A 25675-nucleotide genomic window follows, 5' to 3' on the forward strand; every position below is an offset into this window, starting at 1 on the left:
TTCTTTTAAAGCACCACTTTTTCTATTGGACAAACCAGAATCCCTTCGGCTCCAGCCTCTTTCAGTTGATCGATTACCTCCCAAAACTGTTCTTCATTGATGACAGAATGCAAGCTGCTCCACCCTTTTTCAGCTAAAGGCAATACCGTTGCGCTTTTTAAAACTGGCAGTATTGAACTGATCAAATCAATCTTTTCATTGGGAACATTCATTAGGATGTATTTTGATTTTCGGGATTTTAAAACCGATTGAATTCTAAAAAGGAATTTGTCCAAAATCAATTTTTTTTCAGGTGGTAGTCTAGGTGAAACAGCGATTACAGCTTCACTTTTAAGAATAACCGCCACTTCTTTTAGATTGTTTTTGAAAAGAGTACTCCCGGTAGAAACAATGTCAACAATAGCATCCGACAGTCCGATATTAGGAGCAATTTCAACTGAACCCGATATTTCGTGTAATTCTACCGCTATGTTTTTGGAATTGAAGTAATTTAAAACCGTGTTGGGATAAGAAGTCGCAATGCGCAAACCATCCAAATCGGAAATTTCATTGAATTCGAATGATTCCGGAACCGCAACGGATACGCGGCATTTTGAAAAACCAAGTCGTTCTGCTATTTCAATATCAGCGCCTTTTTCCACCAGTAAATTATCTCCTACGATAGCGATATCCGCCACACCATCCATCAGATATTGTGGAATATCCGAATTGCGAAGGAATAAAATTTCAAGAGGAAAGTTTGATGCGGCTGCTTTGAGCTGATCGTTACCGTTTTCGACGGATATGCCGCAGTCTTTAAGAATTTTTAGGCTGTCTTCATTAAGACGCCCCGATTTTTGAATTGCAATTTTTAATGTACTCATTGTTTTTCGGTTGGAAATTATGTTTGAGTACAGCAAAAGAGTTACAATAAAAAAAACCCGTTTGATATACTCAAACGGGTTTTAAAAAATATATGATTTATACACATACCATTATCACTTCGCTTGAGCGGAGAAATAATGATGATGATGTAGTTGGTTTAAAAACATTTTCTTTTGTTTTGATGCTGCAAATTTAAAGACATTATTTTTAGAAAAACAAATAAATTTAAAAAAAATGTGCTTTTTAGTGATTTTCTTCGTGGTGTTCTTCGCCAATTTCCTGAGCCGAATCAACATTTCCGGTAGCATTTTCACGAATCTCGGTGTGACGGATTTCACCACCTGTAGTACCGGTTTTTTGAGCTAAATAGATTACACTAAAACCAAAGCCGATGGCTATATATGTCACAAAATTGGCTTTAGCATGTTTTTTAATGTTCAGGTATAAGCCGATTAATGAAATGGTTCCTAAAACATATAGAAATAAAGCTAATTTTTCGGCTATTTCCTCATGTTCATGAATTATCTTGTGGGATACTGATGGAAGTTTTTCTGCTATTTCCTCTGCTCCTTCTCCTGTACTCATACTTGCAAAACCAAAAAAAGAAGTGATAACAAATAAAATGTAAGCGGTGTTTTTAACAGAATTATTTTTAAAAATAGCTCCGGCGATTAAAATCCCTACCCCGAAAATTGTCCCGATTATTGGGAAATGGTTTACTAACATGTGTAAATGAGCGTCGTTCATATTTTTTTTGATTTTAATAGGTTACTTAATATTTTAAAGGAAAATCTTATTTTAACACGTTGGTTTTCCAGGATATTATCTCCTTTTCCAAATAAAGTCACAACAGAAACTTATGCTAAAAATCGTATGACCGGATTTGGAAAGCCCAAATATATGGCATTTTTTGATTCGGAAACTTCTTATTCAAATATTAAAAGTACTTCAGTGCCTTCATTTATTTTACTTTTGATTTCGATTTGAATATTTAACAGAAGACATAATTTTTTTACAATTGACAAACCAAGGCCTGTTCCTTTAGTTTTGTGGTAAGCAGACGCATCAGAGCGATAAAATTGCTCAAAAATTTTAGGAAGGTCATCTTCTTTTATCCCTATGCCGTTGTCTGTTATTATACAAAGGGTTTTATCATTGTTTTTCGATATGCTTATGGCTATATTCCCGTTTTCATGGGTGTATTTTAAGGCATTAGAAATTAAATTACTTATTACGATAGATAACAAATAACTATCCGTTTTGACATAGTATTCCTGTGAAAAATCTGTAGTAACTGAAATGTTTTTGCTTTGGGATTCCGGTGAAAATCGTGTAATTACATCAAGGAAAACGGAATTTAACAGAACATCTTCATTTCTGGCAAGTTGTTTTTGATTTTCGAAACGGGCCAGTAAAAGAAGCTCATCAACTAAATTGTTCAATCGGTTAACTTCAGAAATGCAATATTGGATTTTGGTTTCGTATTCTTCTTTTGCCCTTGGTTTGCGAATAAGAACTTCTAAAGTTCCTTTGATTACTGCCAAAGGAGTTCTTAATTCATGAGAAGCATCAGAAGTAAACTGTTTTTCACGTGCTACAGAATTTTCAATCCGGTCTAAAAGATTATTGATATTATTTGAAAGTGTGTACAATTCATCTTTATTTGAAGGTAATTCAATACGATGCGATAAATTGTCTTTTGTAATCCTCTCTGTTGTTTCAATAATTGTACTAACAGGTTTTATGCTTTTTCCCGCAATAATTCTGGCCATAATAAAAAGGATGATCATAATTAACGGATAAAGAATGAATAAGGTTTCTTTCAGATTATTAAGTACCATTGTACTGTCTTCCAAAGACATCCCGATTAATAAAAACCCCTTTTTTACATTATTATAAATTATCGGAGTTTGTGAAAGTCTGATATTCTGATCTTTTAATTTGGTGTCATAAAAGTGTTTTTTCTCCAGATTCGAAATAAAAAGCAGATTTTCCTGTTTAAGATTTGGCGATTTTTCGATTGTTTTGCCTTTGACATCTGTTATTTCTACAAAAATTGGATTAACCGCTATGGTTTTATGCTCTCTTTCTTTCCATTCCGTTTTATCAATCCACTCTGCTTTTTGAGATGAAAACGTCATTTCTTCCAGATGCAATTTAATCTCTTCTTCTATTTCGCTGTTAATATGACTGTAAATACTTAATTTAACTATTGAAAAAATAACAAAAAAAACCATAAAGACCAACAATGCTGTCGATAAGATATAATTAAACGCAATCCTGTTTTTAAAAGAAAAATTCAGCATAATCTAGCGGTGTATCGATTCGAAATCTGGTTCCACATGAATTAATACATGACCCAATTCGGATAATTCGGCGCGAAGTGTATCTTTAAGGACATGGGCGATATCGTGGCCTTCTTTTACAGTTTTGTTTCCGTCGACCATGAGATGTAGATCGACATGGTATTTCATCCCTGCTTTTCGGATAAAACATTTTTCAATTACGATAACATTGGGAACAGTAGCAGCGATTCTTTTAATTTCTGCTTCCAATTCATGATACACATGTTCGTCCATGATTTCACCAAGAGCCGGTCGGAAAATCTTATAGCAATTGTAAAAAATAAAACCGGACGCCAATAACGCTGCCCAATCATCAGCCTCTTCATACCCTTTTCCGAAATAAAGCGCTATCGAAATTCCAATAAATGCAGCAACGGAAGTAATCGCATCGCTTCTGTGGTGCCAAGCATCAGCTTTTAAAGCACTGCTGTTGGTTTCCTTACTTTTTTTCATCACCGTTTGGAATGAGTATTCTTTCCATAAAATAATGGCTCCCAAAATAAAAAGTGTAAAGGGTTTGGGTAAATTATGAGGTGTGTTGATGTTATGAATGCTTTCATAGGCGATAATGGTAGCCGATGTAATCAAAAAACCAACGACGAGGAAGGTGATTAACGGTTCGGCCCTGCCATGTCCGTACGGATGGTTCTCATCGGCAGGTTTATTGGAATATTTGATTCCGAAAAGCACCAAAAAGGAAGCAAAAATATCGGCAGTAGATTCAATGGCATCGGCTATCATGGCATAAGAATTACCAAAATAGCCGGCAATTCCTTTAATTAATGCCAACAGTGTATTGCTGATGATACTGAAATAGGTTGCTTTAATTGCTGTTTCGGTTTTTGACATACTTAATTCTCATTAGCGATATAACCAACACCCCTGATTGTTTTAATCAATTCGACATCCTTGTACAAATTGAGCTTTTTTCGGATGGCATTTATGAATACATCGATTACACCAGTGTCATATTCAAAATGAATGTTCCAGACATCTTCAATTATGTTATTGCGGGTGCAGACAGTTCCTTTACGCTCAATCAGGTATTTCAGCAATTCATACTCTCTTTGTGTAAATATAACTTCCTGATCATCAACAAAAACCTGATGGCTCAATGTTTTAATGCTTATTTTGCCCAAATTTAAAACATTTTGCCTGTCTTTATCCCGAAAGTGTATTTTAATTCGTTCAAGTAATTCATCAAAACTGAAAGGTTTCTTTATGTAGTCGTTCGCTCCCGAGCGCAAGCCTTCAATGGTTTCATGAACAGTATCTTTTGCAGTGAGGAATAGAATGGGCGTTTTTTCGTCTTTCTTTCGAATTGTTTTACAAACTTCCAATCCGGATAATTTAGGAAGCATCCAATCCAAAAGTATTAAATCAGGTGATTCATTTTTGGCTATTTCTAATGCTTTTAACCCATCTGTCGCAATAAGGACAGTGTGATCCTCTTCTTCCAAACCTTGTTTTAAAAAGTTGGAGATGCCTTCCTCGTCTTCTACAATTAAAATCTTCATAATAAAGCTTGTAAATATTTGAAACGAAATTAACTATTTATGAAAACATCCGGACTGCCGTAAAACTATCTTAAGCGAACCTTAAGCCAGTCTTAAGCAATTAAAAATGAAGACTTTATAAGTTTGCATTGTAAATTATCTATAATGAAATCCGCAAAAAACATTGCCCCATCTCTAAAATTAGGCATTTTTTATTTAACTGTAAATCTGATCTTAAGAATAATTCTAATTTTTCATCCGATTACACAATCAACTTTCGAATTTGGATCAATCATAAAAATGTTTTTTTTAGGTATAGTGTCCGACTTTTTCGTATTCACGATCGCAAGTATATTTTTATGGCTATACCTGTTATTCATTTCCGATTCAAAATACAATAAACCTTGGGGATATGTTATTTTCGGACTATTATCGGGTTTATTACTTTATATTTCCTTTTTCAATACCATTTTAAATGAATACGGAGGTGTGGTACCTACTATTGTTATGGCTTTATTAGGACTGAAAACAGTTTTGTTTGGTTTACTTCTTTTTCTACCCAAATATCGTAAAAACATACGATTGGCACTTTATTGCATTACGATTTTCATTTTTGTTTTGATCATTATTCAAAATGCGGTGAGTGAATTCTTTTTCTGGAATGAATTTGGCGTAAAATACAACTTCATTGCAGTTGATTATCTGGTATATACTAATACTGTTATAGGTAATATCATGGAATCTTATCCGGTAGTTCCTTTGTTTATCGGAATTGGAATTGTTGCGTTGGCTTCAACCTATATTATTGTAAAAAAGACAAGGATGTTTTTAGACAACCTTCCATCATTTAAAGAAAAAATTCAGTTATCTGGTGCTTATATTTTCCTCTTTGTCGTTTCGCTGTTTGCAGTTCCATTCATGACGAAATTTGAGAATTCACAAAATGTTTTTGTAAACGAGCTTCAGGCCAATGGCGTTTATAAATTCTATCTGGCTTTTATGAACAGTGAATTGGATTATGAGAAGTTCTATAAAACCATGCCGGAAAAAGAAGCCTATTCCATTTTAAAACAAAATATTCCTTCATTAACGACGACAACAACTTTAAGAACTATTCAGGACAGCGGTAAAGAAATTCATAAAAATGTTATGCTGATTACAGTGGAAAGTCTTAGTGCCGATTTCATGAAAGCCTATGGTAATGAACAAAGCATTACTCCTTTCCTGGATTCATTGGCGAATGAAAGTTTGCTCTTCACAAACCTTTATGCGACAGGAAACAGAACCGTGCGCGGATTGGAAGCTGTAACATTGTGCATCCCTCCCACTGCTGGGGAAAGTGTGGTAAAACGTGAAGACAACAAGAATAAATTTTCTACTGGAAGCGTTTTTAAACAAAAAGGATATGATGTAAAATATCTTTACGGAGGCGATGCTTATTTTGACAATATGGCAAGTTTCTTCGGAGGCAACGGTTATGAAATCGTAGATAAAAAAGCGCTTCACCCTAATGAGATTTCCTTTGAAAACATTTGGGGTGTTTGTGATGAAGACATGGCTAAAAAAGCAATTAAGGTCATGAATGAAGAGATTAAAAAAGGCAAACCCTTTTTTAATCATTGGATGACGGTAAGTAATCACAGACCATTTACGTATCCTGAAAACAAAATTGATATTCCTGCCAATTCCAAATCACGTGAAGGTGGCGTAAAATATACCGATTATGCGTTACAACAGTTTTTTAAAATGGCCGAAAAGCAAGCTTGGTTTAAAAATACGGTGTTTGTAATTGTTGCCGATCATTGTGCTTCCAGTTCCGGAAAAACGGAATTACCGATGGAAAAGTATCGAATTCCGGCAATGATTTATGCACCTGGTTTCATCAAGCCTGAAAGAAATCATACTTTAATGTCGCAAATCGATTTAATGCCAACGCTTTTCGGATTGCTTCATTTTGATTATCAAAGCAAGTTTTACGGTGAAGATATTATGAAAGCAAGCTATGAACCTCGGGCCTTTATTGCAACCTATCAGGATTTAGGATTAATTAAAAATGATAAGCTGACAATCATTTCGCCTGTAAAAAAAGTAAAACAATTTGATTTGATCTGTAAACCGGAGAAAAAATTATCGGGAGAATTTCAAATTCATTTTGAAGAAAAACCTAAAAAAGTAATCGATACAGAATTGGTCAATGAAGCTGTTTCCTATTATAAAACCGCATCAGACATGCTTAAGAATAGAAAATATCAGAAAGTATCATAAAAAAAGCAGATTCATAGAATCTGCTTTTTATAGTAATCCGTTGTATTTACGGATAAACCATTCTGCCGAAAGGCTTAACGCTAACATAACCAAACACCAAATCCAATCAATAAGAGGTGTTTTTTTAATGATCGCTTTTTCGGTTGGAATGTAGTTTTCGTTATCGAGTAGGTTTTTAATTAAGTCGTTAACCTGATTTGGATAATATACTTTTCCATTGGTATTGTTAGCCAATTGTTTCAAACGATTTACATCGGGATTTACAAATTGTTTTTCGATTTCAAAATCAAGTACTTCAAAACTTCCTGAATATTTGTTTTTCGATCTGTTTTCAGAAACTGTAAAACTATAATTTCCGTGTTCTAAACCGTCTAAGTTAACTTTATACTCGGCATTTCCTTTAAGAAAATCGTATTTTTTAGTTTTACCTGTCTGTTTGTTTTGCAGAGAGATGGTCAGATTGGCATTGTCGTCAAATTCGTAATTCTTATTAAAAAACTGAGCAGCTATTTCAATGGTTTCTCCAGAATTATAAAAACTCTCGTGTGTTACCACAAGTGATTTCTTAGCTGCATTAGAGGCCAAATACTGAATTATTTTATCTGTAAGAATATCAAATTGCTCGAATGACTTCGTTTTTACATGATTCTCCATACGCCATTTCCAGATATTTTCTCCAAAAAGGAAAGCATTTCGTTTTAATCCGTTTTCTGAAAATGTAAGTAGCGGACTTTCAGTGCCGATGTTTCGGATTCGTGATTTTAAAAGCGTATTTGCGTTTTCCTTAACCGTAATGGTTCCGAACGGATGCTGTAACGGCGGGAATTGTTCAAATCCGATATTTTCGGTTGAGAAAGCAGTAAATTGTGGATTATAGTCTGCCGAATAGTCTTCGATTTGACTTGAAGCCTTAAACTGAACCTGATCCTGATATTGGTTTAAAAGAGTGAAATCGGTATTGGTTCCGGTAATTACCCAAGTATTCAGTTGCAGTTTTTTATTCTGCTCCAAAATCGATTTGAATTCGAAATTAGGCTGATACAAAATCAAAACATTATAATCTTGTAATGATTTGATTTCACTAGGTTTTACTATTGTTACCTTACGTTGTTGATTAGATTCGATGGCACGTTTCAAAGCACCCAGATCAGGATGGTTTGTTGCTGAAACCAGTGCAATTTCCGAACGTTGGTCAATTACTTCTACAGCGAAATTCTTCGTATTGTTATAATTGTTTTTTTCTTGTAATGGTGATGAAATTACGGCTTTATAGGTCTGTACACCCACTCTATCAGCATTCAATAAAACTGATACGACCTGTGCTTTTTTAGATGGGGAAAAACTAATGTTTTGCTTATGAACAGTTGATTTTCCCTGTTGGATACTGAATGTTGCGTTAACCGGTTTTGTTCCGTTGTATTGCAGAAAAACTTCGGCAGGGAATTTATTTTTCAGAAACGCATACTTGTTAACGTTCAGCTGATTGATTTTTAAATCGAAAAAAGTCGTAGTGTCGCCCAAAACCAAAGGATAAACAGTGGTATTTTGCTGAAAACTGTAAACATAATCATTTCCAATCGTCTGATTTCCGTCAGTTAACAAAACCATCGGGTAATTCTGGCTTCGGTAAAACTGTTTCAAATTTTGGGCAGCCATATCAATATGGGTTTGCTTCCCTTTGAAATCAATAGCTGTGTTACTGTAAAAATCGTCATCAAAACTAAATAACTGAACATCATATTTAGCTTTAATCATTTTGTTTTGTGTCAATGACTGAATCAGTTGCGGAACATCGACATCTTTATTTAATAATGCAATCGATTGCGAATTATCAACAACGATTGGCAGAGGTGTTTTGGTGGTTTCAAACGTTTTTCTGGAAATAATCGGATTGATGAGCAACACAAAAATCAGAAACAACGAGAAAAAACGTAAAAAAGCCAAAAACAGATATAGTTTTGATCTGTAATTGGCTTTGTATAGGTATTGATAAAACGACAATCCGGCAGCAATCAGTACTGATAATAATAAAAGTAAAATTGTGCTTGTTGTCATAATTGTAAGTGTTCAGTTAAAGGTGTTCAGTATTCAGTTACTGCTAACTGACCACTGTATACTGTTTGTTAGGTTAACATTCCCCCATCAACATTAAGAACCTGTCCGGTAACATAAGCACTCATATCGCATGATAGGAACACACACACATTAGCAACATCTTCCGGAGAACCTCCGCGTTTCAAAGGAATGCTTTCTCTCCATCCTTTAACCACGTCCTCATTTAATTTTGCAGTCATTTCTGTTTCGATGAAACCTGGAGCGATTACATTACAACGGATATTACGGGAACCTAATTCCAATGCCACAGATTTTGAAAAACCGATAACTCCTGCTTTAGAAGCCGCATAGTTTGTCTGTCCGGCATTTCCTTTCACTCCAACAACAGAACTCATATTGATGATAGAACCGGCTCTGTTTTTCAGCATGATTTTTTGAACTGCTTTAGTCATATTGAAAACCGATTTTAAGTTTACATCTATAACGGTATCAAAATCTTCTTCAGTGATTCTCATTAAAAGGTTATCCTTTGTAATTCCTGCATTATTGATTAAAATATCAACGTTTCCAAATTCAGCAATAACATCATCAACTAATTTTTGAGCTTCATTAAAATCGGCAGCATTTGACTGGTATCCTTTAGCCTTAACTCCCAAAGCAGCTAATTCGTTTTCTAATTCCTGTGCAGCAGCTGCAGACGAACTGTATGTGAAAGCTACATTAGCTCCGTTTTTAGCAAAAACTTCGGCAATTCCTCTTCCGATTCCTCTACTAGCGCCCGTAATGATAGCGGTTTTTCCTTCCAGTAATTTCATAATATAAGATTAGTTTGTTTTTAAATTACAGTCTCCAAAGATATTCTATTTTGAATTAAAAAAAAATCATTGCACTTTTAAACTATTAACAAGTATTTTAATCGTAAATTTAGAATTCAAATCTGTGTAGTAAATCCTTCATATTGAGAATAATTACTTTGAAAAATTATGAAGAAAAATCTATTAGAGGCCAATCAGTTTAAATTGAAGTTTATTCAAAATTCACATTTAGGGTGCATTAATTTAATACTGAAACAAGACTGCAAACATAATTTTTCTTACACAAAATACTTTTGAATTATAAACCGCTATCAGTCATTTGATTAAAATCCTTGTTATACTCAGGTTTTAAAAATTGAAAGCGAAATCTGTTGCCTCTTTTTTTTGATAAAATGTCATTTAACGTTTTTTTTATCAATTTGAAAGGTTAAATTGATAAATATCAATGTTATAGCTAACTTTACTATGAGAAAAATTGTAAGATTTACTCCTTCTTTTTTCTTATGAAAATTTCATCAATTATACTTCTTTAAAATAATCAAAATACGTTTCATTTTTCTTAAAAAATGTACACGATAAATAAGTAAAAAATCATGAAAAAATATCTATTTCTATTACTAGCGGTTGTATTTATCGCTTGTTCCAAAGATGAAGGCTATGGTGGACTTGCGTCTATATCAGGTAAAGTATTTGCCATAAATTATAATCAGGACCAACAAGTTTTAAGTGAAGATTATATTGGAGATGTCAGAGTATATATCAGTTCGCGTGGCAGCACCGATTTTTACGATGATGTAAGAACTTCTCATGACGGCTCGTTCAAATTCGACTTTTTACAGGAAGGCAGTTATGATGTTTGGGTTTATGGAGATTGTGATTATTGCCCTTGGGATCAACAAGTTGAAAAAAAAGAAGTTGAAGTAACCTCAAAAAAAGCTAATGTTGTTCTTGACGATTTTGTAATTAAAATCTAAAGTCATGTTTAAAAAATTTACAAATCAGCTTTCCTTGCTTAATCCGGTTTCCCTTGCGGAACTGGAAGCTGTTTCATTGTTAAACAGAACGGACAGTAAGTATACGCTGAGAAGTGAAGATTTGCTGAAAATAGTACCCTGTCTGGTCGAACATTATAATGTTTTGGAAATTAACGGAACTAGGATTTTTTCATATGAAAATAATTATTTTGATACACCGGATTTGCAGTTTTTCAAGGATCATCACAATGGATATGTCAACAGAATCAAAGTGAGAAGCAGAAGGTATGTAGAATCGGACATGTGTTTTTTTGAAATTAAAAAGAAAGAAAAAGTCGATCGCACTAACAAACACAGAGAGCCTATACCTTATATGATTTCTGATATTGACGAAATAAGAAAGAATCTCATACAGGAGTATTCCCGTAAAGCAATTGAAGAAGTGACTCTTATCTTAAAAAATAATTTTAACCGCATCACATTGGTCAACAATCAGTTTACGGAAAGGGTTACGATAGATATGAACCTTCATTTTATTGATGATGAACATGATATCAAATTTAAAAAAATTGCAATCATTGAAATCAAGCAATCAAAAAGTACACATTCATCTCCGTTAACCACTTTCCTGAAATACAATAACATTCGGGAGCAAAGCATCAGCAAATATATCTATGGTGTAATTACATTAATTCCCTCAGTGAAAAAAAACAATTTCATGCCGATACTAAAAAAAATAAATAAACTTCAGCGATGATGGAAACAATTGAAACAGACGATAATTTAATAGGTATTTTAAGCCTGAATGATTTTATTATTCGTTCAATCATAGATTTTGTTGCTGTGGTTGTACTCGTTGCTCTTATATACTATCCTAAACATAAAAACAAAGACTTCATTTTCACATTCATTTTGTTTAATGTCGTAAATTTTATGATATGTTGTTTGCTTGGTGCAGCAAAAATTAAAATAGGATTCGCATTTGGGCTTTTTGCCATGTTTTCCATTATCCGATACCGAACTATCGCGATTTCAATAAAGGACATGGGGTATTTCTTCGTATGTGTGGCGTTGGGAATGTTAAATTCGCTTGCAACCATTAATGATGGTTTCGTATTGTTAATCATTTGCAACGGCATAGTTCTGTTCCTCACATTCATAATGGAACGTCTTGATTTTCTTAAAAACGAAAATGCGAAAGAAATCGTTTATGACAAAGTTGAGTTCATTAAACCGGAATACAAAGAACAGTTGCTTGCAGATTTAAATAACCGTACCGGATTAAATATTCATAGAGTAGAAATTGTCTCGATTGATTATTTAAAAGATACAGCATTATTGAAAGCCTATTATTTTGCAAAAGAAAGCGAATTTGTATTACCAAAATCCGACAATGATGATTAAAAAAAAGAACCTGCTTTTATTCTTCTTGCTGCTGATCACTATGGATGGTTTTTGTCAGAACTATACTGACTGGCAATACCGATTGATTCCTGGAGTAAGTTACAGATTTAATGATCATTGGAAAGTTTCCGGAGAATATCGCTATACTGCTCAAAAAGATTTTCAGGAATTCAGATCAAGCGGAGCAGAATTTACCGTGCAATATAATTTCAATAAAGAATTCAGTATTGAAACAGGATATCGATTTACAAGTTCATATACCGCTGACTCTCATCGTTTGTTTGGTGCTTTAAAATACGATAAAGAACTAGGTGATTTTACCTTGTTTGGAGCAATGAAATACCAATTTTCAACAGGAAGTTTTAACGAGCGTTATATGAATGATTTTAAAGAGCCTGTACAGATGGTTCGTGAAAAAATCGGCGTCGACTATAATGTTCCCAAATCAAAATTATCTTTCAATACTTCTGTTGAGATATTTTTAAAGTTAGCTGATGATGATCCGATTAAATACAACAGAACCCGTTATACTATCGGAAGCGCTTACAAATTCAAATACGGAAACAAATTAGGAATATCCGTTTTTTATGATGATAAATACAATCCTAAAAAAACAGACCGTTTTGTACTTGAAACCAAATACACATTAATAATTGACGATATGATCAAAAAGATCAAGAAAAACAAAGAGAAAAAAGCAACACAGGGTTAATTAAAATAACCACATCCGATAACATACAGTCTTTGTTTACTTCTAATCCTTTATAAATTTAGCATTTAAAGAGCCCTTATCCGTGTCTATTTTGATAAGGTAACTACCGGAAGGTAAATCGGAAACGTTAATAGTCTTCATCGATTTGCGAGCTGGAACAACTTGTTTCAATTGTCCTAAGATGTTATAAACACTCATTGATTCGATTTCCACATTATTCCCAGATTCTATATTCAACATATCTTTTACAGGATTTGGATACAATATCAAGTTGTTTGAAAGCGTGAAATCGTTGGCGCTTAACGAACATGAGGAATCTACAGTACAATTATACCCTAACGAATTAACCTCATTTTGAATAGCACTTACCTGACTTTCATTGGCACACACATAATGCAAATTTGGAAGCCCATTAAAAGACCCTATAAATCGTATGAAATTACCTGTCTTCATATAAATAGTCGCCAGCGGAGTATTATCTGAAAAATAAAAGAATTGAAGATTGCTCAAATTGTTTACATTCAATGCGCTAAGTTGATTACCAATACATCCTAAACCTATCAAATTGCTTAAATTACTAACATTTAATGAAGTAATTTTATTGTTGGAACACCCTAATTGCTGAAGGTTAAGCAATCCGTTAACATTCAAGCTTGCGATAAAATTATTATTACAGATTAACTCTGTAAGATTTGACAAACTACTAACATCCAGTGCCGCTAACAGGTTGTCAGAGCAGTATAAACTTCTAAGATTGGTTAATCCGTTAACATTAAGAGAAGTGATTTTGTTTCCCGTACATCCTAATGTCGACATACTCGTAAATCCACTCACATTTAAAGAAGATAATTGATTGTTTTCACATCCTAAAGTTAACAAATTGGGTAAAGTTCCCATATTTAATGAAGTGAGTCTGTTGTTATCACAATATAAATAATTTAAATTCGGAGAACTGCTCACTTCTAAAGTCGTGAGAAGATTATTGGAACAGCTTAAAGCACTAAGTTTGGACAAACCATTTAAATTTAATGATGTCAACTTATTGTTTTGACAGGTTAACTGGTCCATATTGGATAAGCCATTTAAATTTAGTGCAGCCAACTGATTGTTTTCGCAAAATAGATTGGATAGGTTTTGACAAGTCCCGATATTCAAAGAAGTCAATAGATTGTCTTTACAATCCAATTGAATAAGGCTTGTAGTACCATTTACATTTAAGGAAGTCAGTTTACTATTTCGACAATCTAAAACTTCAAGATGTGATAAGCCGCTTAGATTTAAAGACGTAAAGTTATTATCATTACAGAATATTGAGACTAAATTTGGCAGATTGCCAACATTTAAGGTGTTAAGCGGAATATTGGAACATCTCAAATGCATTAGATTAGGTAAATTGCTAAGATTTAATGAAGTAATCTTCGAATTACTAAAATCAAGATAGTTAAGGTTTGTTAACCCGTTAATATTTAAAGAAGTTAGCAGACTGGAATTACAAGACAAATAATTTAAATTTATTAAAGGGGAAACATTTAGAGAAGTATACTTATTACCATCACAAGATAACTGGTTAAGATTTGTCAGTCCGGTTAGATTTAATGATGTTAGTTGATTTCCACCACAATATAACTCATAAAGGTTATGGGAAGGACTTAAATCGAGTGAAGTTAACAAGTTGCTACTACAATGTAAATGCCTTAAATTAGGCAGATTGAGAATATTCAGATTCGTAAGTTGATTTCCTGTACAGTATAGTGAATTTAAATTTGTTAATCCGCCAATATTCAACTCGGCAATAGAATTATACTCACAGAATAAACTTGTAAGATTTGTGAATTTTTCAATTCCGGTTAAATTTTGAATTTCGGAAAAGCTTAGATATAATTTCGAAACCGCTAAGGCTTCACTTACTTCTATTTTACCGTCTCCATCAACATCTATTTTGATGTTATTATTCATTGCATCCTGAGCAATAAAAGTTGTACTGCTGGCAGCTAATAGTTTTGCTCTGAAATTTACATCAGGAATGTTGATAATTTGTGCTTTGAGAATAATAGAAAAACCCAAAGCAAATACTAAAGCGTAAATCTTCTTCATGACTTTGACTTTTTGGTTTAATAAACAAAGTTACAAATAATTAAAATGTTGATTTTCAATGCATTATTATTTGTTTCTTAAAGTTAATCCTTCTTAGTTTAATATGGATGTGGAAAAAAAGGACCTAAACTATCCCTAAACTCAGCATTAGATTTAATATTCATGCATTTTGTTCAAATAGAAAAATAAAAAAGCCCTGCAAATTGCAGGGCTTTCATATAGTAAGCTTTTTATGTCTTATTTCAATACAGCTAAAACTTCAGCAACTTTTTTACCGATTTCAGCAGGAGAGTCAACAACGTGGATTCCGTTTTCTCTCATGATGCGTTTTTTAGCTTCTGCTGTATCATCAGCGCCACCAACGATAGCACCTGCGTGACCCATTGTACGTCCTTTTGGAGCAGTTTCTCCAGCGATGAAACCTACAACTGGTTTTCTGTTTCCATCAGCTTTAATCCAACGAGCAGCATCAGCCTCTAACTGACCACCAATTTCACCGATCATGATGATGATTTCAGTTTCAGGATCATTCATTAATAATTCAACAGCTTCTCTTGTAGTAGTTCCAATGATTGGATCTCCACCGATACCGATAGCTGTAGTAACTCCTAATCCTTGTTTTGCAACCTGATCAGCAGCTTCATACGTTAAAGTTCCAGATTTAGAAACGATACCTACTGAACCTTGTTTGAAAACGAAACCTGGCATGATACCAACTTTAGCTTCACCCGGCGTGATTACACCCGGACAGTTAGGACCTACTAAACGACAGTTTTTACCTTTAATATAATCATAAGCTTTAATCATATCAGCAACTGGAATACCTTCTGTGATACAAATAATTACTTTGATACCTGCGTCTGCAGCTTCCATAATCGCATCAGCAGCGAAAGCAGGCGGAACGAAAATGATTGAAGTATCAGCACCAGCTTGAACTACTGCATCTTTTACTGTATTAAAAACCGGACGGTCTAAGTGTTGAGAACCACCTTTTCCAGGAGTTACACCACCTACAACGTTTGTTCCGTATTCAATCATTTGAGAAGCGTGGAAAGTACCTTCACTTCCTGTGAATCCCTGAACAATTATTTTAGAATTTTTATTTACTAAAACACTCATGATATATTTTTTTATGTTGTTTTTAAAAATGTATTGCAAAAATAGACTTTTGAAAGAAATATATAAAGAATTTTGCTATAAACTTTCAAAGATTTTATCCTGATTTAACCTAGCTGGCTCATTTGGTAACCACGGAATAGCTTATCCTCTTTAACTTCCCAAATAGTAACAAAATGTGCCAAAATTGTTTCTTCCGAAGGCGTTTCAATGGGTGTTACATAATAAGTGAATCGGACAGTAACCATATTGTCATCCTGCAAAACATGACTTATGTCTATACGTGATGAAGTATATGAACGTTCCATTTCACAAGATAATTCAATCAAATCACTTTTATTTAATTGCAGAAATCCTTTGGAACTGTGCCAATGAAACTGCAATTCATCATGAAGAAATCGTTGAAGAATTTCTTTGCTTCTTAGCGATCCGGAATGATAGAATTCTGTAACTATTGCTTTAGCCGTCATTTTTGTTCAACTTATTAAGTATTTCCGGAATCTTTTTAACGTTAGCCAATTGCTTCAGTTTCTCACGAGACTCCTCTATTGGGGTTCCAAAATATGTTTTTCCGCCTTCTACCGATTTAGTAACGCCGGTCTGACCTAAAACAACCGCTTTTTCACCGATTGTAATTCCGCTGGTGGTACCTACCTGCCCCCAAAGGGTTACTTCGTCTTCTATAACCACACATCCGGCAATTCCGGTTTGCGAGGCAATCAGACATTTTTTACCGATAACTGTATCGTGGCCAACATGCACCTGATTATCAATCTTAGTCCCTTCGCCAATTGTAGTGTCTCCGGTAACTCCTCTATCAATGGTACACAATGCCCCTATTCCAACATTATCTTCAATAACTACACGCCCACCCGATAATAATTGATCAAAACCTTCCGGACGCTTTTTATAATAGAATGCATCCGCCCCTAAAATACTTCCGGCATGAATGATAACATTATCACCTATCACCGTGTTATCGTAAATGGAAACATTAGAATGAATAAGACAGTTTTTACCGATAATTACATTGTTTCCAATAAAACAATTGGGCTGAATTACAGTATCTTCACCAATTACGGCAGTTCCTGAAATTGCTGAATTAGAAGACAGGAATGGTCGAAAATGTCGTGTTAGTTTATTGAAATCACGAAACGGATCGTCAGAAATCAGCAAAGCTTTGCCATCAGGACAATCTACCTTTTTGTTTATTAAAACAATAGTAGCAGCCGATTGCAGCGCTTTATCGTAATATTTAGGATGATCAACAAAAACAATATCACCTCGTGTTACGACGTGAATTTCATTCATTCCGTGAACCGGAAAACGATCATCACCCACATACTCGCATTGAATAATGTCGGCTATCTCTTTCAGAGTATGTGTCTTTGGAAATTTCATAATAATAATTAGTATCAGTAAAAGTTGTTGGCAATCAGTATCTGTTTTTCATGAACAAGCACTGATTGCCGGAAACTTCAAATTATTCTTTTACGCGCTCCATGTAAGAACCTGAAGCAGTATCGATTTTGATTTTATCACCTTCATTGATAAATAAAGGCACGTTGATTGTAGCGCCAGTTTCAACAGTTGCAGGTTTTGTAGCATTGGTAGCAGTATTTCCTTTTACTCCCGGCTCTGCATAAGTTACCTCAAGAATTACTGAAGCAGGCATATCAACAGAAAGCGGTGCGTCTGTTTCAGTATTGATCTGAACCATTACGTTAGTCCCTTCTTTTAATAAATCCGGAGCATCAAGAATATCTCTGTTCAAAGAAATCTGTTCGAAAGTTTCATTGTTCATGAAATGAAACTCTTGTCCTTCAGCATATAAGAATTGAAAAGTATGTGTTTCTACACGAACAACTTCAATTTTATGACCTGCAGAAAATGTATTATCCAATACCTTACCATTTGTTAAACTTTTAAGTTTGGTTCTTACGAAAGCAGGACCTTTACCCGGTTTAACGTGAAGGAATTCAATAATTTTGTAAATATCATTGTTGTATTTGATACATAATCCGTTTCTGATATCAGCTGTACTTGCCATTTTGATTTATTTAGTTGTTTTATTTTTTATTAAACGCTTCCTGTATAACCTTTCATAACTCCGCGAGGTGAATTTCGGACAAAAAGGATAATTTCGTCGCGTTCCGGAGTTGCTTCCATTTCTGCTTCAATGATACCTAATGCCTGAGTGGTATTGTAGGTTTTTTGGAACAGAATTCTGTAAATATCCTGAATTTCGCGTATTTTTTCAGTTGAAAAGCCCCTTCTTCTAAGTCCAACGGAATTAATTCCAACGTATGATAACGGTTCCTTGGCAGCTTTTGTGTAGGGAGGAACATCTTTACGAACCAATGAACCACCGGAAATCATAGCATGATCCCCAATGGAAACAAATTGATGTATCGCAGCCAATCCTCCAATAACCGCATAATCACCAACAGTAACGTGTCCGGCCAAGGCCACTCCGTTTACAATGATGGCATTATCACCGATATGACAATCGTGAGCAATGTGTGCGGTTGCCATAACCAAGCAGTTTTTCCCAATCTTAGTCTGTCCTGAAGCGATTGTACCTCTGTTGACCGTAACACACTCTCTAATAGTAGTGTTATCGCCTATTATTGCAAGTGAATCTTCACCTCCAAATTTTAAATCCTGGGGCACTGCAGCAATTACAGCACCGGGAAAAATATTGCAATTCTTACCAATACGTGCGCCTTCCATTATGGTTACATTTGAACCAATCCAGGTTCCTTCACCAATTTCAACATTATTGTGAATGGTTGTGAAGGGCTCAATTACCACATTTTTGGCAATTTTTGCTCCAGGATGAACATAGGCTAAAGGTTGATTCATATTTTCTTTTTTAGTTCTTTTTTACAATTTGCGCCATTAATTCGGCTTCTGTAACTAATTTACCATTTGCATAAGCGCTGGCTTGCATATGACAGATTCCGCGACGGATTGGCGATAATAACGTTAATTTAAAGATTAAAGTATCCCCAGGTAAAACCTTGTGTTTGAATTTCACATTGTCAATTTTCATGAAATAAGTCAGGTAATTTTCAGGATCAGGAACTGTACTTAAAATTAAGATACCTCCTGTTTGCGCCATAGCTTCGATAATTAAAACCCCTGGCATAACTGGCGCTCCCGGAAAATGTCCAATAAAGAATTCTTCATTCATTGTAACATTTTTCAATCCGACCACATGACTGTCAGACATCTCTAAAATTTTGTCAACCAACAAGAACGGATTTCTGTGTGGCAACATCGACATGATTTTAGTTACGTCCATCAAAGGCTCTTTGTTTAAATCGAAAACAGGAACCTGATTTTTCTGTTCGTTTTTAATAATCTTAGACATTTTTTTTGCAAACATGGTGTTTACATAATGTCCGGGTTTATTAGCAATTACTTTTCCTTTGATTTTTGTTCCGATCAAAGCCAAATCCCCTACTACATCAAGTAATTTATGACGTGCAGCTTCGTTTGGATAATGTAATGTAAGGTTATCTAAAACCCCGTTTGGTTTAACTGAAATAGTGTCTTTTCCGAAAGCCACTTTCAAACGTTCCATTGTTTCGTCGGATATCTCCTTATCCACATAAACGATAGCGTTATTTAAGTCACCGCCTTTGATCAATCCATTTTGAAGCAAACCTTCTAATTCATGAAGAAAACTGAAAGTACGGCAATCGGCAATTTCTGATTTGAATTCGCCAATGGATTTCATATTGGCATTTTGAGTACCTAAAACTTTCGTGCCAAAATCAACCATAGCAGTTACGCAATACTCATCAGAAGGAATTACTGTAATTTCACTTCCGGTAGCTTCGTCTGTGTATGAAATAACTTCTTTAACCACATAAACATTTCGCTCAGCATCCTGCTCTACTACACCTGCCTTTTCAATAGCTTCTACGAAATATTTTGATGAACCGTCCATAATTGGAGGCTCAGAAGCATTTAACTCAATGATAACGTTATCAACATCACATCCGACAAAAGCAGCCAATACGTGCTCTGAAGTCTGGATTTTAACGCCTAATTTTTCAAGATTTGTACCTCTTTGAGTATTTACAACATAATTTGCATCGGCTTCGATAATTGGCTCGCCTTCCAAATCAACACGAACAAATGTGAATCCGTTGTTAACTGGTGCCGGTTTAAATGTCATTGTTACTTCCTGACCGGTGTGTAACCCTACTCCTTTTAATGAAACTTCGTTTTTGATGGTTGTTTGCTTAACCATGGTTTATTTGTTTAGTTTAGTTAGTTTTTCTGTTTTTTTAGTTTATGCAGATCGTCCACGATTTTCGGCAGGTTTTTAAAATGAACGTATGATTTGCTGAAATCAGCATAATTGAAAGACGGGCTTCCTTGGATCGCTTCGCCATCCTTGATGTTTCTTCCAACTCCGGATTGCGCCTGAATTCTTACGCCGTTTCCGATGGTTAAATGACCTGCAATACCGACCTGTCCGCCAATCATACAGTTTTTGCCAATTTTGGTTGAACCTGCCACTCCTGTTTGAGAAGCAATAACTGTATTCTCTCCTATTTCAACATTATGCGCGATTTGAATCTGGTTGTCAAGTTTTACGCCTTTTCGGATAATTGTTGAACCCAGAGTGGCTCTGTCAATAGTTGTACAAGAACCTATATCAACATTATCTTCGATGATTACATTCCCTATTTGCGGTACTTTTGAATAGGTGCCGTCTTCCTGAGGAGCAAACCCAAATCCGTCCGACCCAATAATAGAACCGGAATGTATAGTACAATTCATGCCTACCTCTGTTTCTGAATAAATGCGAACACCTGCAAACAAAACTGTATTGTCCCCAATAACAACGTTATCCCCCACAAAACTGTTTGGGTAAATTTTTACGTTATTACCGATCTTTACATTTTTCCCAACGTAACAGAAACTCCCCAAATAGAGGTTTTCGCCATATTCAACATTTTCGGAAATAACGGAAGGCTGTTCTATACCTGATTTCATCAGTTTTACCTGATTGTAGTATTCCAGAAGTTTTGAAAACGATTTATAAGCATCTTCCACTTTGATTAAAGTGGTTGTGATCGGCTGATCTGGTTCAAAAGTCGAATTTACTATGGTAATAGTCGCTTTTGTAGTATATATGTAGTTTAGGTATTTCGGATTAGCCAAAAAAGTAAGGGAACCTTCTGTTCCTTCTTCAATTTTAGATAATTTGTAGACTTCTGCTGATGGGTTCCCAACAACTTCGCCTTCTAAAATACCAGCTATTTGTTCTGCAGTAAATTTCATCTTATATCATTTTTATTTACCTTAGGTATAAGATAAAACTCGCGTTTTTGTTTGTTGCATGTCTGTTTTCAGCATAGCTCGTTTTATCTGTGCAAAAATATAAAATTTAATCGAATCTTAACTTCCCAACAATACTTTTGGGAAACAGATAAAATATTTTGTCACCGGTTTGGATAAAGCTTTTAAATTCAGCTGGTCAGAAGCTTCAACCACATCTTCAATTGTTTTATCTTTCTTGTAAATGTGGATTGGTTCACCGGTTTTGTTATAGGCCTGATTCTTGATTTTACCCTTGAAAATAAAATAATCCACTTCCTTTTCGGATAAGTTGTGAAGGTTCATCATTTTCGATTTTAAATCGGTCATATGCTCTTTGCTTACTTTCTCCGTAACCATTTTGATTTTAAGCAAATCCCTATTGATAATCATTTTGCTTAAAGAAGAAAGCACAAAATCATCATGAAACTGCCATGATTTTATGGCGCTGACTATATCAAAATCATCCAATAATGCGAACTTTTTCAGATTAGGGTTGTCGAAACCGCTGGAGTCAATTTTATTCTGCATAAAAAACTGTAATGGTTCGCTGCAAGGAAGCATCGTTCCCATTTGAGTGAGTTCTTTAGCGCGTTTCAGAATTTTTGTCAGCGTTAATTCAGCCACAAGACTGGTTTTATGCAGGTAGGCCTGCCAATACATCAATCGTCTTGCTACTAAAAACTGCTCTACCGAATAAATCCCTTTTTCTTCAATAACCAAAACGTCATCCACAACGTGCATCATCTGAATCAATCGCTCCGAATTGATATTTCCTTCGGCTACACCTGTGTAAAAACTATCACGCTTAAGGTAATCCATTCGATCCATATCCAACTGACTGGAAATTAGTTGCAGCATGAATCTTCTGTGGTATTCACCTTTGAAAATCTGAATAGCCAATGACAGCTTTCCATCAAATTCACGATTGAGTTCATTCATAAAAAACAATGAAATCTCTTCATGGTGAACTGATTCCACAATACTATGTTCCATGGCGTGTGAAAAAGGTCCGTGTCCGATATCATGCAACAATATTGCTATATAGAGCGCATTTTCCTCATCCTCCGAAATTTCAACCTCTTTAAAGCGTAACGTCTGAACCGCTTTCTGCATAATGTGCATACAACCTAAAGCGTGGTGAAAACGCGTATGATGCGCACCGGGATAGACAAGATAGGACATTCCCATTTGAGAAATACGTCGTAACCGCTGAAAATAAGGATGTTGAATTAAGTCGTAAATTAAGGTATTCGGAATGGTTATAAAACCATATATGGGGTCGTTTAGGATTTTGAGCTTGTTAATCTGATTCACGCAAGTATAATATTTAAACAAATATAGTGAAATTAGATTTGATGTTAAATAAGAGAAAAATAATGCAACATCTTTAATAAAAAAGAGGCTGCCCTAAAATGACAGCCTCTTTCGTAAAAATTATTTCGCTAAATATTAAAATATTATTTTTTTATTTGCTTCTGAGTTATCCTCATCAGTAATTTTAATGATAACAATCTGTTTTCTAACAGTTAAGTTATTTATAGTTGTTTCTGAAGCGTTAACATTTTTATTTTCAAAAATAAGCTTTCCGGTTATGTCAAATAACTTAACAGAACGCATTATTTTACCCTCACTTTTAATATGCAAAACAGAATTCTTTTCATAAATAATTATGTTTTCGTTATTAAAGGCATTTTCATCTAATGATAATGTAGTCGCATTAATTCTTGCAATACGGTTTCTACCAGTATTATTATAATTTGTAAAAGCTCCTGCGATTACCAGTTTTCCATCTGTTTGAAGTGCACAGGAATACACAGTACTATTTGAAGCTGTGTTACCAGAATTGAAACTTGTATCGAGTGTCCCAATAGCATTAAAACGTGTTAAATGTAAATTTACTGTTTCGAATCCAAAATGTCCACCTGCGATTATTTTTCCGTCAGGCTGAATTGCAATTGTTAAAATTGATGGATTAGCAAACCCCGTGTTCATAGTCGTTTCAAGAGTACCATTTGCATTTAAACGAACAATACCGTCTGCCTCGATAACATTATTTAAGTCTCTGAAACTTCCACCAATAACAATTTTCCCATTAGATTGAACTTTTATGACTTCAATAGAGAAAAAAGATTGATAAGTTAATGAACTAAAGGAAGTATCTAAAGTACCATTAGTATTTAAACGCACAAGACCTTTTCTTGAAGAACCATTATAACTATCAAATCTTCCTCCGATTACTATTTTCCCATCGGATTGTAATGCCAAAGCTTTAACTTCATTATCTGCACCCGAACCTGGAGTAAATGTGGTGTCTAAAGTTCCATTTGAGTTCAATCTGGCAATTCTATTAATAGAGCTCCCGTTATAGGTAGTGAACGAACCTCCGATTACTATTTTCCCATCAGGCTGAACCAAAATAGACATAACTGTAAAATTTGGTCCAACTCCGGTAACAAAGCTAGTATCTAATGAGCCATCAGAATTTAAACGTACTAGATTATTAATTAATGTACCGTTATATTTTCCAAAATACCCTCCTAAAAGTATTTTACCGTCTGTTTGAATTGCAGATGCGAATACATCCGCTTTTAAATTTGCAGATGTTGTCTGAATACCGCTTCCACCAGCATTAAAATTAGTATCTAATGTGCCGTCAGTATTAATTCGGGCAACTCTATTGGCCACTACTCCATTATAAAGTCCGAATCCACCTCCAATTATGACCTTTTTATCAGGTTGGATCAATGTAGTACGAATAGAAAAATTTGAGCCACTTCCAGTATTAAAAGTCATATCTATACTTCGATTAGAATTAATTCTGGCAATATCATTTCTTTCCGTTTCGTTAACGCTTTCAAACTCACCACCTAGAATAATCTGACCATTTGGTTGCATAGCCATTGCATATACGTCGGTATCTGCATCGGTATCGAAATCAATCTTTTTATCTACACCAGTTCCAGATGAAAAACTTGTATCAATTGTACCGTTGCTATTCAAACGCGTAATTCGGTTAACAATAGTTCCACCATAAGTTTGAAAATTTCCACCTATAAGTATTTTTCCATCAGCTTGTATTAAAGAAGTATTAACAACCATTGTATTTGTTACAGCAATTGGGTAAGTAGTGAAAGTAGTATCAACAGATCCCGAGCTGTTTAAACGAATAAGAACATTTCTGAATCCTTCATATAGTACACTATTACCCCCAATAATTATTTTACCATCACTTTGTAAAGAAACTGTTCTAATTTTACAATACACTTCTAATGAAGGGTTAAATGCCAAATCTAAAGTACCATTAGCATTCAGACGGCAAATCCCATAAGCATTTTCTCCGTCGTAAGTAGTAAAATCACCTCCCAAAATTATTTTTCCATCTGGTTGGATTACAACTTTGTATACAGTATTGTGTCCATTTCCAGTTCCTGTAATGGCAAAACCAGAATCCAGACTTCCGTTTGTATTTAAACGTAAAACCCCTCTTTTGCTTTCTCCGTTGAAATGAGTAAAACTTCCGCCTACTACAATTTTTCCATCATTTTGAATAACTATAGATCTTACTGAAGCTAGCGAACTCGATCCGTTGTAAGCGTCTGTTAAACCAGTTCCAATATTAAAACTTGTATCTAATGTTCCATTCGAATTTAAACGGGCAATTCCATTAAATGAAGTTCCGTTAATTTGTGTAAACATACCTCCAATTATGATCTTACCATCGGGTTGAATTGCACTCGCTTGAATTACAGGTCCGACATATTCAGTTCCGTTGACAATAAGTTTGATAATTGTGGATGAACCAAATGAAGTGTCTAACGTACCATCTGCATTTATACGTGCAAGACCTTTTTTTGAAGTTCCATTGTATTTAAGAAAACCTCCGCCTATAATTATTTTACCATCAGGTTGTAATGTAGTTGACACAACACCATCTTTAGCAGACGAAGATGTACCACCATCACCATTACCAAAACCTAAATCTGAAGGATTAAAGGAGCTATCGATGGCTCCATCCTGGGCGGAAACCATGAAGCAAAGATGCATTGCAAAAAATAAAAATAATTTTTTTCTCATTTGTAATAAATTCTAGTTTTTTTATTGATTAATTTTTTTTAGTTAAATTTCTATTGATATAACATGCGAAATTTCGTAAAAATATTTTTATAAACAAGTTTTTTATTACAAAATAAAT

Annotated in this window: 22 protein-coding genes; 5 read left to right on the forward strand and 17 right to left on the reverse strand. The window is 34.6% G+C overall.

From position 1 onward, the window contains the following. Positions 1-5: 5 nt before the first annotated feature. From hisG to FEDK69T_RS02225, 5 genes are all read right to left on the reverse strand, one after another. Positions 6-863, reverse strand: a complete 858-nt coding sequence (hisG, locus tag FEDK69T_RS02200) for an ATP phosphoribosyltransferase (protein ID WP_023572511.1) — start codon at positions 861-863, stop codon at positions 6-8. Positions 864-1107: 244 nt separating this feature from the next. Further along, the gene (locus FEDK69T_RS02205) at positions 1108-1611 is read right to left on the reverse strand and encodes a hypothetical protein (protein WP_035629832.1); all 504 of its coding nucleotides are present in this window, start codon (positions 1609-1611) and stop codon (positions 1108-1110) included. A 179-nt stretch (positions 1612-1790) separates the two neighbouring features. Next, positions 1791-3170, reverse strand: a complete 1380-nt coding sequence (locus tag FEDK69T_RS02215) for a sensor histidine kinase (RefSeq protein WP_035629830.1) — start codon at positions 3168-3170, stop codon at positions 1791-1793. A 3-nt stretch (positions 3171-3173) separates the two neighbouring features. After that, complete coding sequence (locus FEDK69T_RS02220; protein WP_023572514.1) at positions 3174-4058, reverse strand: cation diffusion facilitator family transporter; 885 nt, start codon at positions 4056-4058, stop codon at positions 3174-3176. 2 nt (positions 4059-4060) lie between these two features. Next, positions 4061-4726 (reverse strand): response regulator transcription factor, encoded by a 666-nt coding sequence (locus FEDK69T_RS02225; RefSeq protein ID WP_023572515.1) that lies wholly within the window; start codon positions 4724-4726, stop codon positions 4061-4063. A 144-nt stretch (positions 4727-4870) separates the two neighbouring features. Here FEDK69T_RS02225 and FEDK69T_RS02230 point away from each other — a divergent pair, with 144 nt between their 5' ends. Then, positions 4871-6970 carry an LTA synthase family protein gene (locus FEDK69T_RS02230; protein ID WP_023572516.1) on the forward strand — a complete coding sequence of 700 codons (2100 nt, stop codon included), beginning with the start codon at positions 4871-4873 and terminating at the stop codon, positions 6968-6970. Between the two features lie 27 nt (positions 6971-6997). Here the strand turns inward: FEDK69T_RS02230 and FEDK69T_RS02235 are convergent, their stop codons facing one another. Both FEDK69T_RS02235 and fabG read right to left on the reverse strand, forming a co-directional pair. Beyond that, positions 6998-9025 carry a hypothetical protein gene (locus FEDK69T_RS02235; RefSeq protein WP_023572517.1) on the reverse strand — a complete coding sequence of 676 codons (2028 nt, stop codon included), beginning with the start codon at positions 9023-9025 and terminating at the stop codon, positions 6998-7000. A 68-nt stretch (positions 9026-9093) separates the two neighbouring features. After that, positions 9094-9840 (reverse strand): 3-oxoacyl-[acyl-carrier-protein] reductase, encoded by a 747-nt coding sequence (gene fabG, locus FEDK69T_RS02240; RefSeq protein ID WP_023572518.1) that lies wholly within the window; start codon positions 9838-9840, stop codon positions 9094-9096. 593 nt (positions 9841-10433) lie between these two features. Here fabG and FEDK69T_RS02245 point away from each other — a divergent pair. The 4 genes from FEDK69T_RS02245 to FEDK69T_RS02260 are packed head-to-tail and all read left to right on the forward strand — an operon-like array spanning position 10434 to position 12930. Next, entirely contained in the window at positions 10434-10814 is a 381-nt protein-coding gene (locus tag FEDK69T_RS02245; RefSeq protein ID WP_023572519.1) for a DUF3823 domain-containing protein, read from the forward strand. Between the two features lie 4 nt (positions 10815-10818). Continuing rightward, a complete protein-coding gene (locus tag FEDK69T_RS02250; protein WP_023572520.1) occupies positions 10819-11571 on the forward strand; it encodes a polyphosphate polymerase domain-containing protein in 753 nt (250 codons plus the stop codon). Continuing rightward, entirely contained in the window at positions 11568-12218 is a 651-nt protein-coding gene (locus tag FEDK69T_RS02255; RefSeq protein WP_051385051.1) for a DUF4956 domain-containing protein, read from the forward strand. Before FEDK69T_RS02250 ends, FEDK69T_RS02255 begins: the two co-directional genes overlap by 4 nt. Beyond that, complete coding sequence (locus FEDK69T_RS02260; RefSeq protein WP_023572523.1) at positions 12208-12930, forward strand: DUF2490 domain-containing protein; 723 nt, start codon at positions 12208-12210, stop codon at positions 12928-12930. Before FEDK69T_RS02255 ends, FEDK69T_RS02260 begins: the two co-directional genes overlap by 11 nt. A 42-nt stretch (positions 12931-12972) precedes the next feature. Here the strand turns inward: FEDK69T_RS02260 and FEDK69T_RS15325 are convergent, their stop codons facing one another. The 10 genes from FEDK69T_RS15325 to FEDK69T_RS02310 form a co-directional block, all read right to left on the reverse strand. Continuing rightward, positions 12973-15024, reverse strand: coding sequence for a T9SS type A sorting domain-containing protein (locus FEDK69T_RS15325; RefSeq protein ID WP_023572524.1), 2052 nt, complete (start codon positions 15022-15024; stop codon positions 12973-12975). Between the two features lie 237 nt (positions 15025-15261). Beyond that, positions 15262-16143, reverse strand: a complete 882-nt coding sequence (gene sucD / locus FEDK69T_RS02270) for a succinate--CoA ligase subunit alpha (RefSeq protein ID WP_035629829.1) — start codon at positions 16141-16143, stop codon at positions 15262-15264. A gap of 104 nt (positions 16144-16247) precedes the next feature. After that, positions 16248-16610: a nuclear transport factor 2 family protein gene (locus tag FEDK69T_RS02275; protein WP_035629827.1), complete on the reverse strand. Its 363-nt coding sequence runs from the start codon at positions 16608-16610 to the stop codon at positions 16248-16250. Further along, positions 16600-17541 (reverse strand): UDP-3-O-(3-hydroxymyristoyl)glucosamine N-acyltransferase, encoded by a 942-nt coding sequence (locus FEDK69T_RS02280; RefSeq protein WP_023572526.1) that lies wholly within the window; start codon positions 17539-17541, stop codon positions 16600-16602. The genes FEDK69T_RS02275 and FEDK69T_RS02280 overlap by 11 nt, the downstream gene beginning before the upstream one ends. An 82-nt stretch (positions 17542-17623) precedes the next feature. After that, positions 17624-18190, reverse strand: a complete 567-nt coding sequence (efp, locus tag FEDK69T_RS02285; RefSeq protein WP_023572527.1) for an elongation factor P — start codon at positions 18188-18190, stop codon at positions 17624-17626. A 29-nt stretch (positions 18191-18219) separates the two neighbouring features. Further along, positions 18220-19005 (reverse strand): acyl-ACP--UDP-N-acetylglucosamine O-acyltransferase, encoded by a 786-nt coding sequence (gene lpxA, locus FEDK69T_RS02290; protein ID WP_023572528.1) that lies wholly within the window; start codon positions 19003-19005, stop codon positions 18220-18222. 10 nt (positions 19006-19015) lie between these two features. Continuing rightward, a complete protein-coding gene (locus FEDK69T_RS02295; RefSeq protein WP_023572529.1) occupies positions 19016-20404 on the reverse strand; it encodes a bifunctional UDP-3-O-[3-hydroxymyristoyl] N-acetylglucosamine deacetylase/3-hydroxyacyl-ACP dehydratase in 1389 nt (462 codons plus the stop codon). A gap of 20 nt (positions 20405-20424) precedes the next feature. Beyond that, positions 20425-21444, reverse strand: coding sequence for a UDP-3-O-(3-hydroxymyristoyl)glucosamine N-acyltransferase (lpxD, locus tag FEDK69T_RS02300; protein WP_023572530.1), 1020 nt, complete (start codon positions 21442-21444; stop codon positions 20425-20427). A 117-nt stretch (positions 21445-21561) separates the two neighbouring features. Further along, a complete protein-coding gene (locus FEDK69T_RS02305) occupies positions 21562-22797 on the reverse strand; it encodes an HD domain-containing protein (RefSeq protein ID WP_035629826.1) in 1236 nt (411 codons plus the stop codon). Between the two features lie 135 nt (positions 22798-22932). Further along, positions 22933-25512 (reverse strand): T9SS sorting signal type C domain-containing protein, encoded by a 2580-nt coding sequence (locus FEDK69T_RS02310; protein WP_035629824.1) that lies wholly within the window; start codon positions 25510-25512, stop codon positions 22933-22935. Positions 25513-25675: the final 163 nt, after the last annotated feature.

Source organism: Flavobacterium enshiense DK69, assembly GCF_000498495.1.
Lineage (GTDB): Bacteria > Bacteroidota > Bacteroidia > Flavobacteriales > Flavobacteriaceae > Flavobacterium > Flavobacterium enshiense.

Coding starts and splice junctions, on each gene's coding strand:
- FEDK69T_RS02260 (WP_023572523.1), top strand. CDS start 12,208: ATGATGATTAAAAAAAAGAACCTGCTTTTATTCTTCTTGCTGCTGATC.
- FEDK69T_RS02295 (WP_023572529.1), bottom strand. CDS start 20,404: ATGGTTAAGCAAACAACCATCAAAAACGAAGTTTCATTAAAAGGAGTA.
- lpxA (WP_023572528.1), bottom strand. CDS start 19,005: ATGAATCAACCTTTAGCCTATGTTCATCCTGGAGCAAAAATTGCCAAA.
- FEDK69T_RS02220 (WP_023572514.1), bottom strand. CDS start 4,058: ATGTCAAAAACCGAAACAGCAATTAAAGCAACCTATTTCAGTATCATC.
- fabG (WP_023572518.1), bottom strand. CDS start 9,840: ATGAAATTACTGGAAGGAAAAACCGCTATCATTACGGGCGCTAGTAGA.
- FEDK69T_RS02235 (WP_023572517.1), bottom strand. CDS start 9,025: ATGACAACAAGCACAATTTTACTTTTATTATTATCAGTACTGATTGCT.
- hisG (WP_023572511.1), bottom strand. CDS start 863: ATGAGTACATTAAAAATTGCAATTCAAAAATCGGGGCGTCTTAATGAA.
- FEDK69T_RS02215 (WP_035629830.1), bottom strand. CDS start 3,170: ATGCTGAATTTTTCTTTTAAAAACAGGATTGCGTTTAATTATATCTTA.
- efp (WP_023572527.1), bottom strand. CDS start 18,190: ATGGCAAGTACAGCTGATATCAGAAACGGATTATGTATCAAATACAAC.
- FEDK69T_RS15325 (WP_023572524.1), bottom strand. CDS start 15,024: ATGAAGAAGATTTACGCTTTAGTATTTGCTTTGGGTTTTTCTATTATT.
- FEDK69T_RS02205 (WP_035629832.1), bottom strand. CDS start 1,611: ATGAACGACGCTCATTTACACATGTTAGTAAACCATTTCCCAATAATC.
- FEDK69T_RS02310 (WP_035629824.1), bottom strand. CDS start 25,512: ATGGTTTCCGCCCAGGATGGAGCCATCGATAGCTCCTTTAATCCTTCA.
- FEDK69T_RS02280 (WP_023572526.1), bottom strand. CDS start 17,541: ATGAAATTTCCAAAGACACATACTCTGAAAGAGATAGCCGACATTATT.
- FEDK69T_RS02250 (WP_023572520.1), top strand. CDS start 10,819: ATGTTTAAAAAATTTACAAATCAGCTTTCCTTGCTTAATCCGGTTTCC.
- FEDK69T_RS02230 (WP_023572516.1), top strand. CDS start 4,871: ATGAAATCCGCAAAAAACATTGCCCCATCTCTAAAATTAGGCATTTTT.
- FEDK69T_RS02275 (WP_035629827.1), bottom strand. CDS start 16,610: ATGACGGCTAAAGCAATAGTTACAGAATTCTATCATTCCGGATCGCTA.
- FEDK69T_RS02255 (WP_051385051.1), top strand. CDS start 11,568: ATGATGGAAACAATTGAAACAGACGATAATTTAATAGGTATTTTAAGC.
- sucD (WP_035629829.1), bottom strand. CDS start 16,143: ATGAGTGTTTTAGTAAATAAAAATTCTAAAATAATTGTTCAGGGATTC.
- FEDK69T_RS02225 (WP_023572515.1), bottom strand. CDS start 4,726: ATGAAGATTTTAATTGTAGAAGACGAGGAAGGCATCTCCAACTTTTTA.
- FEDK69T_RS02245 (WP_023572519.1), top strand. CDS start 10,434: ATGAAAAAATATCTATTTCTATTACTAGCGGTTGTATTTATCGCTTGT.
- lpxD (WP_023572530.1), bottom strand. CDS start 21,444: ATGAAATTTACTGCAGAACAAATAGCTGGTATTTTAGAAGGCGAAGTT.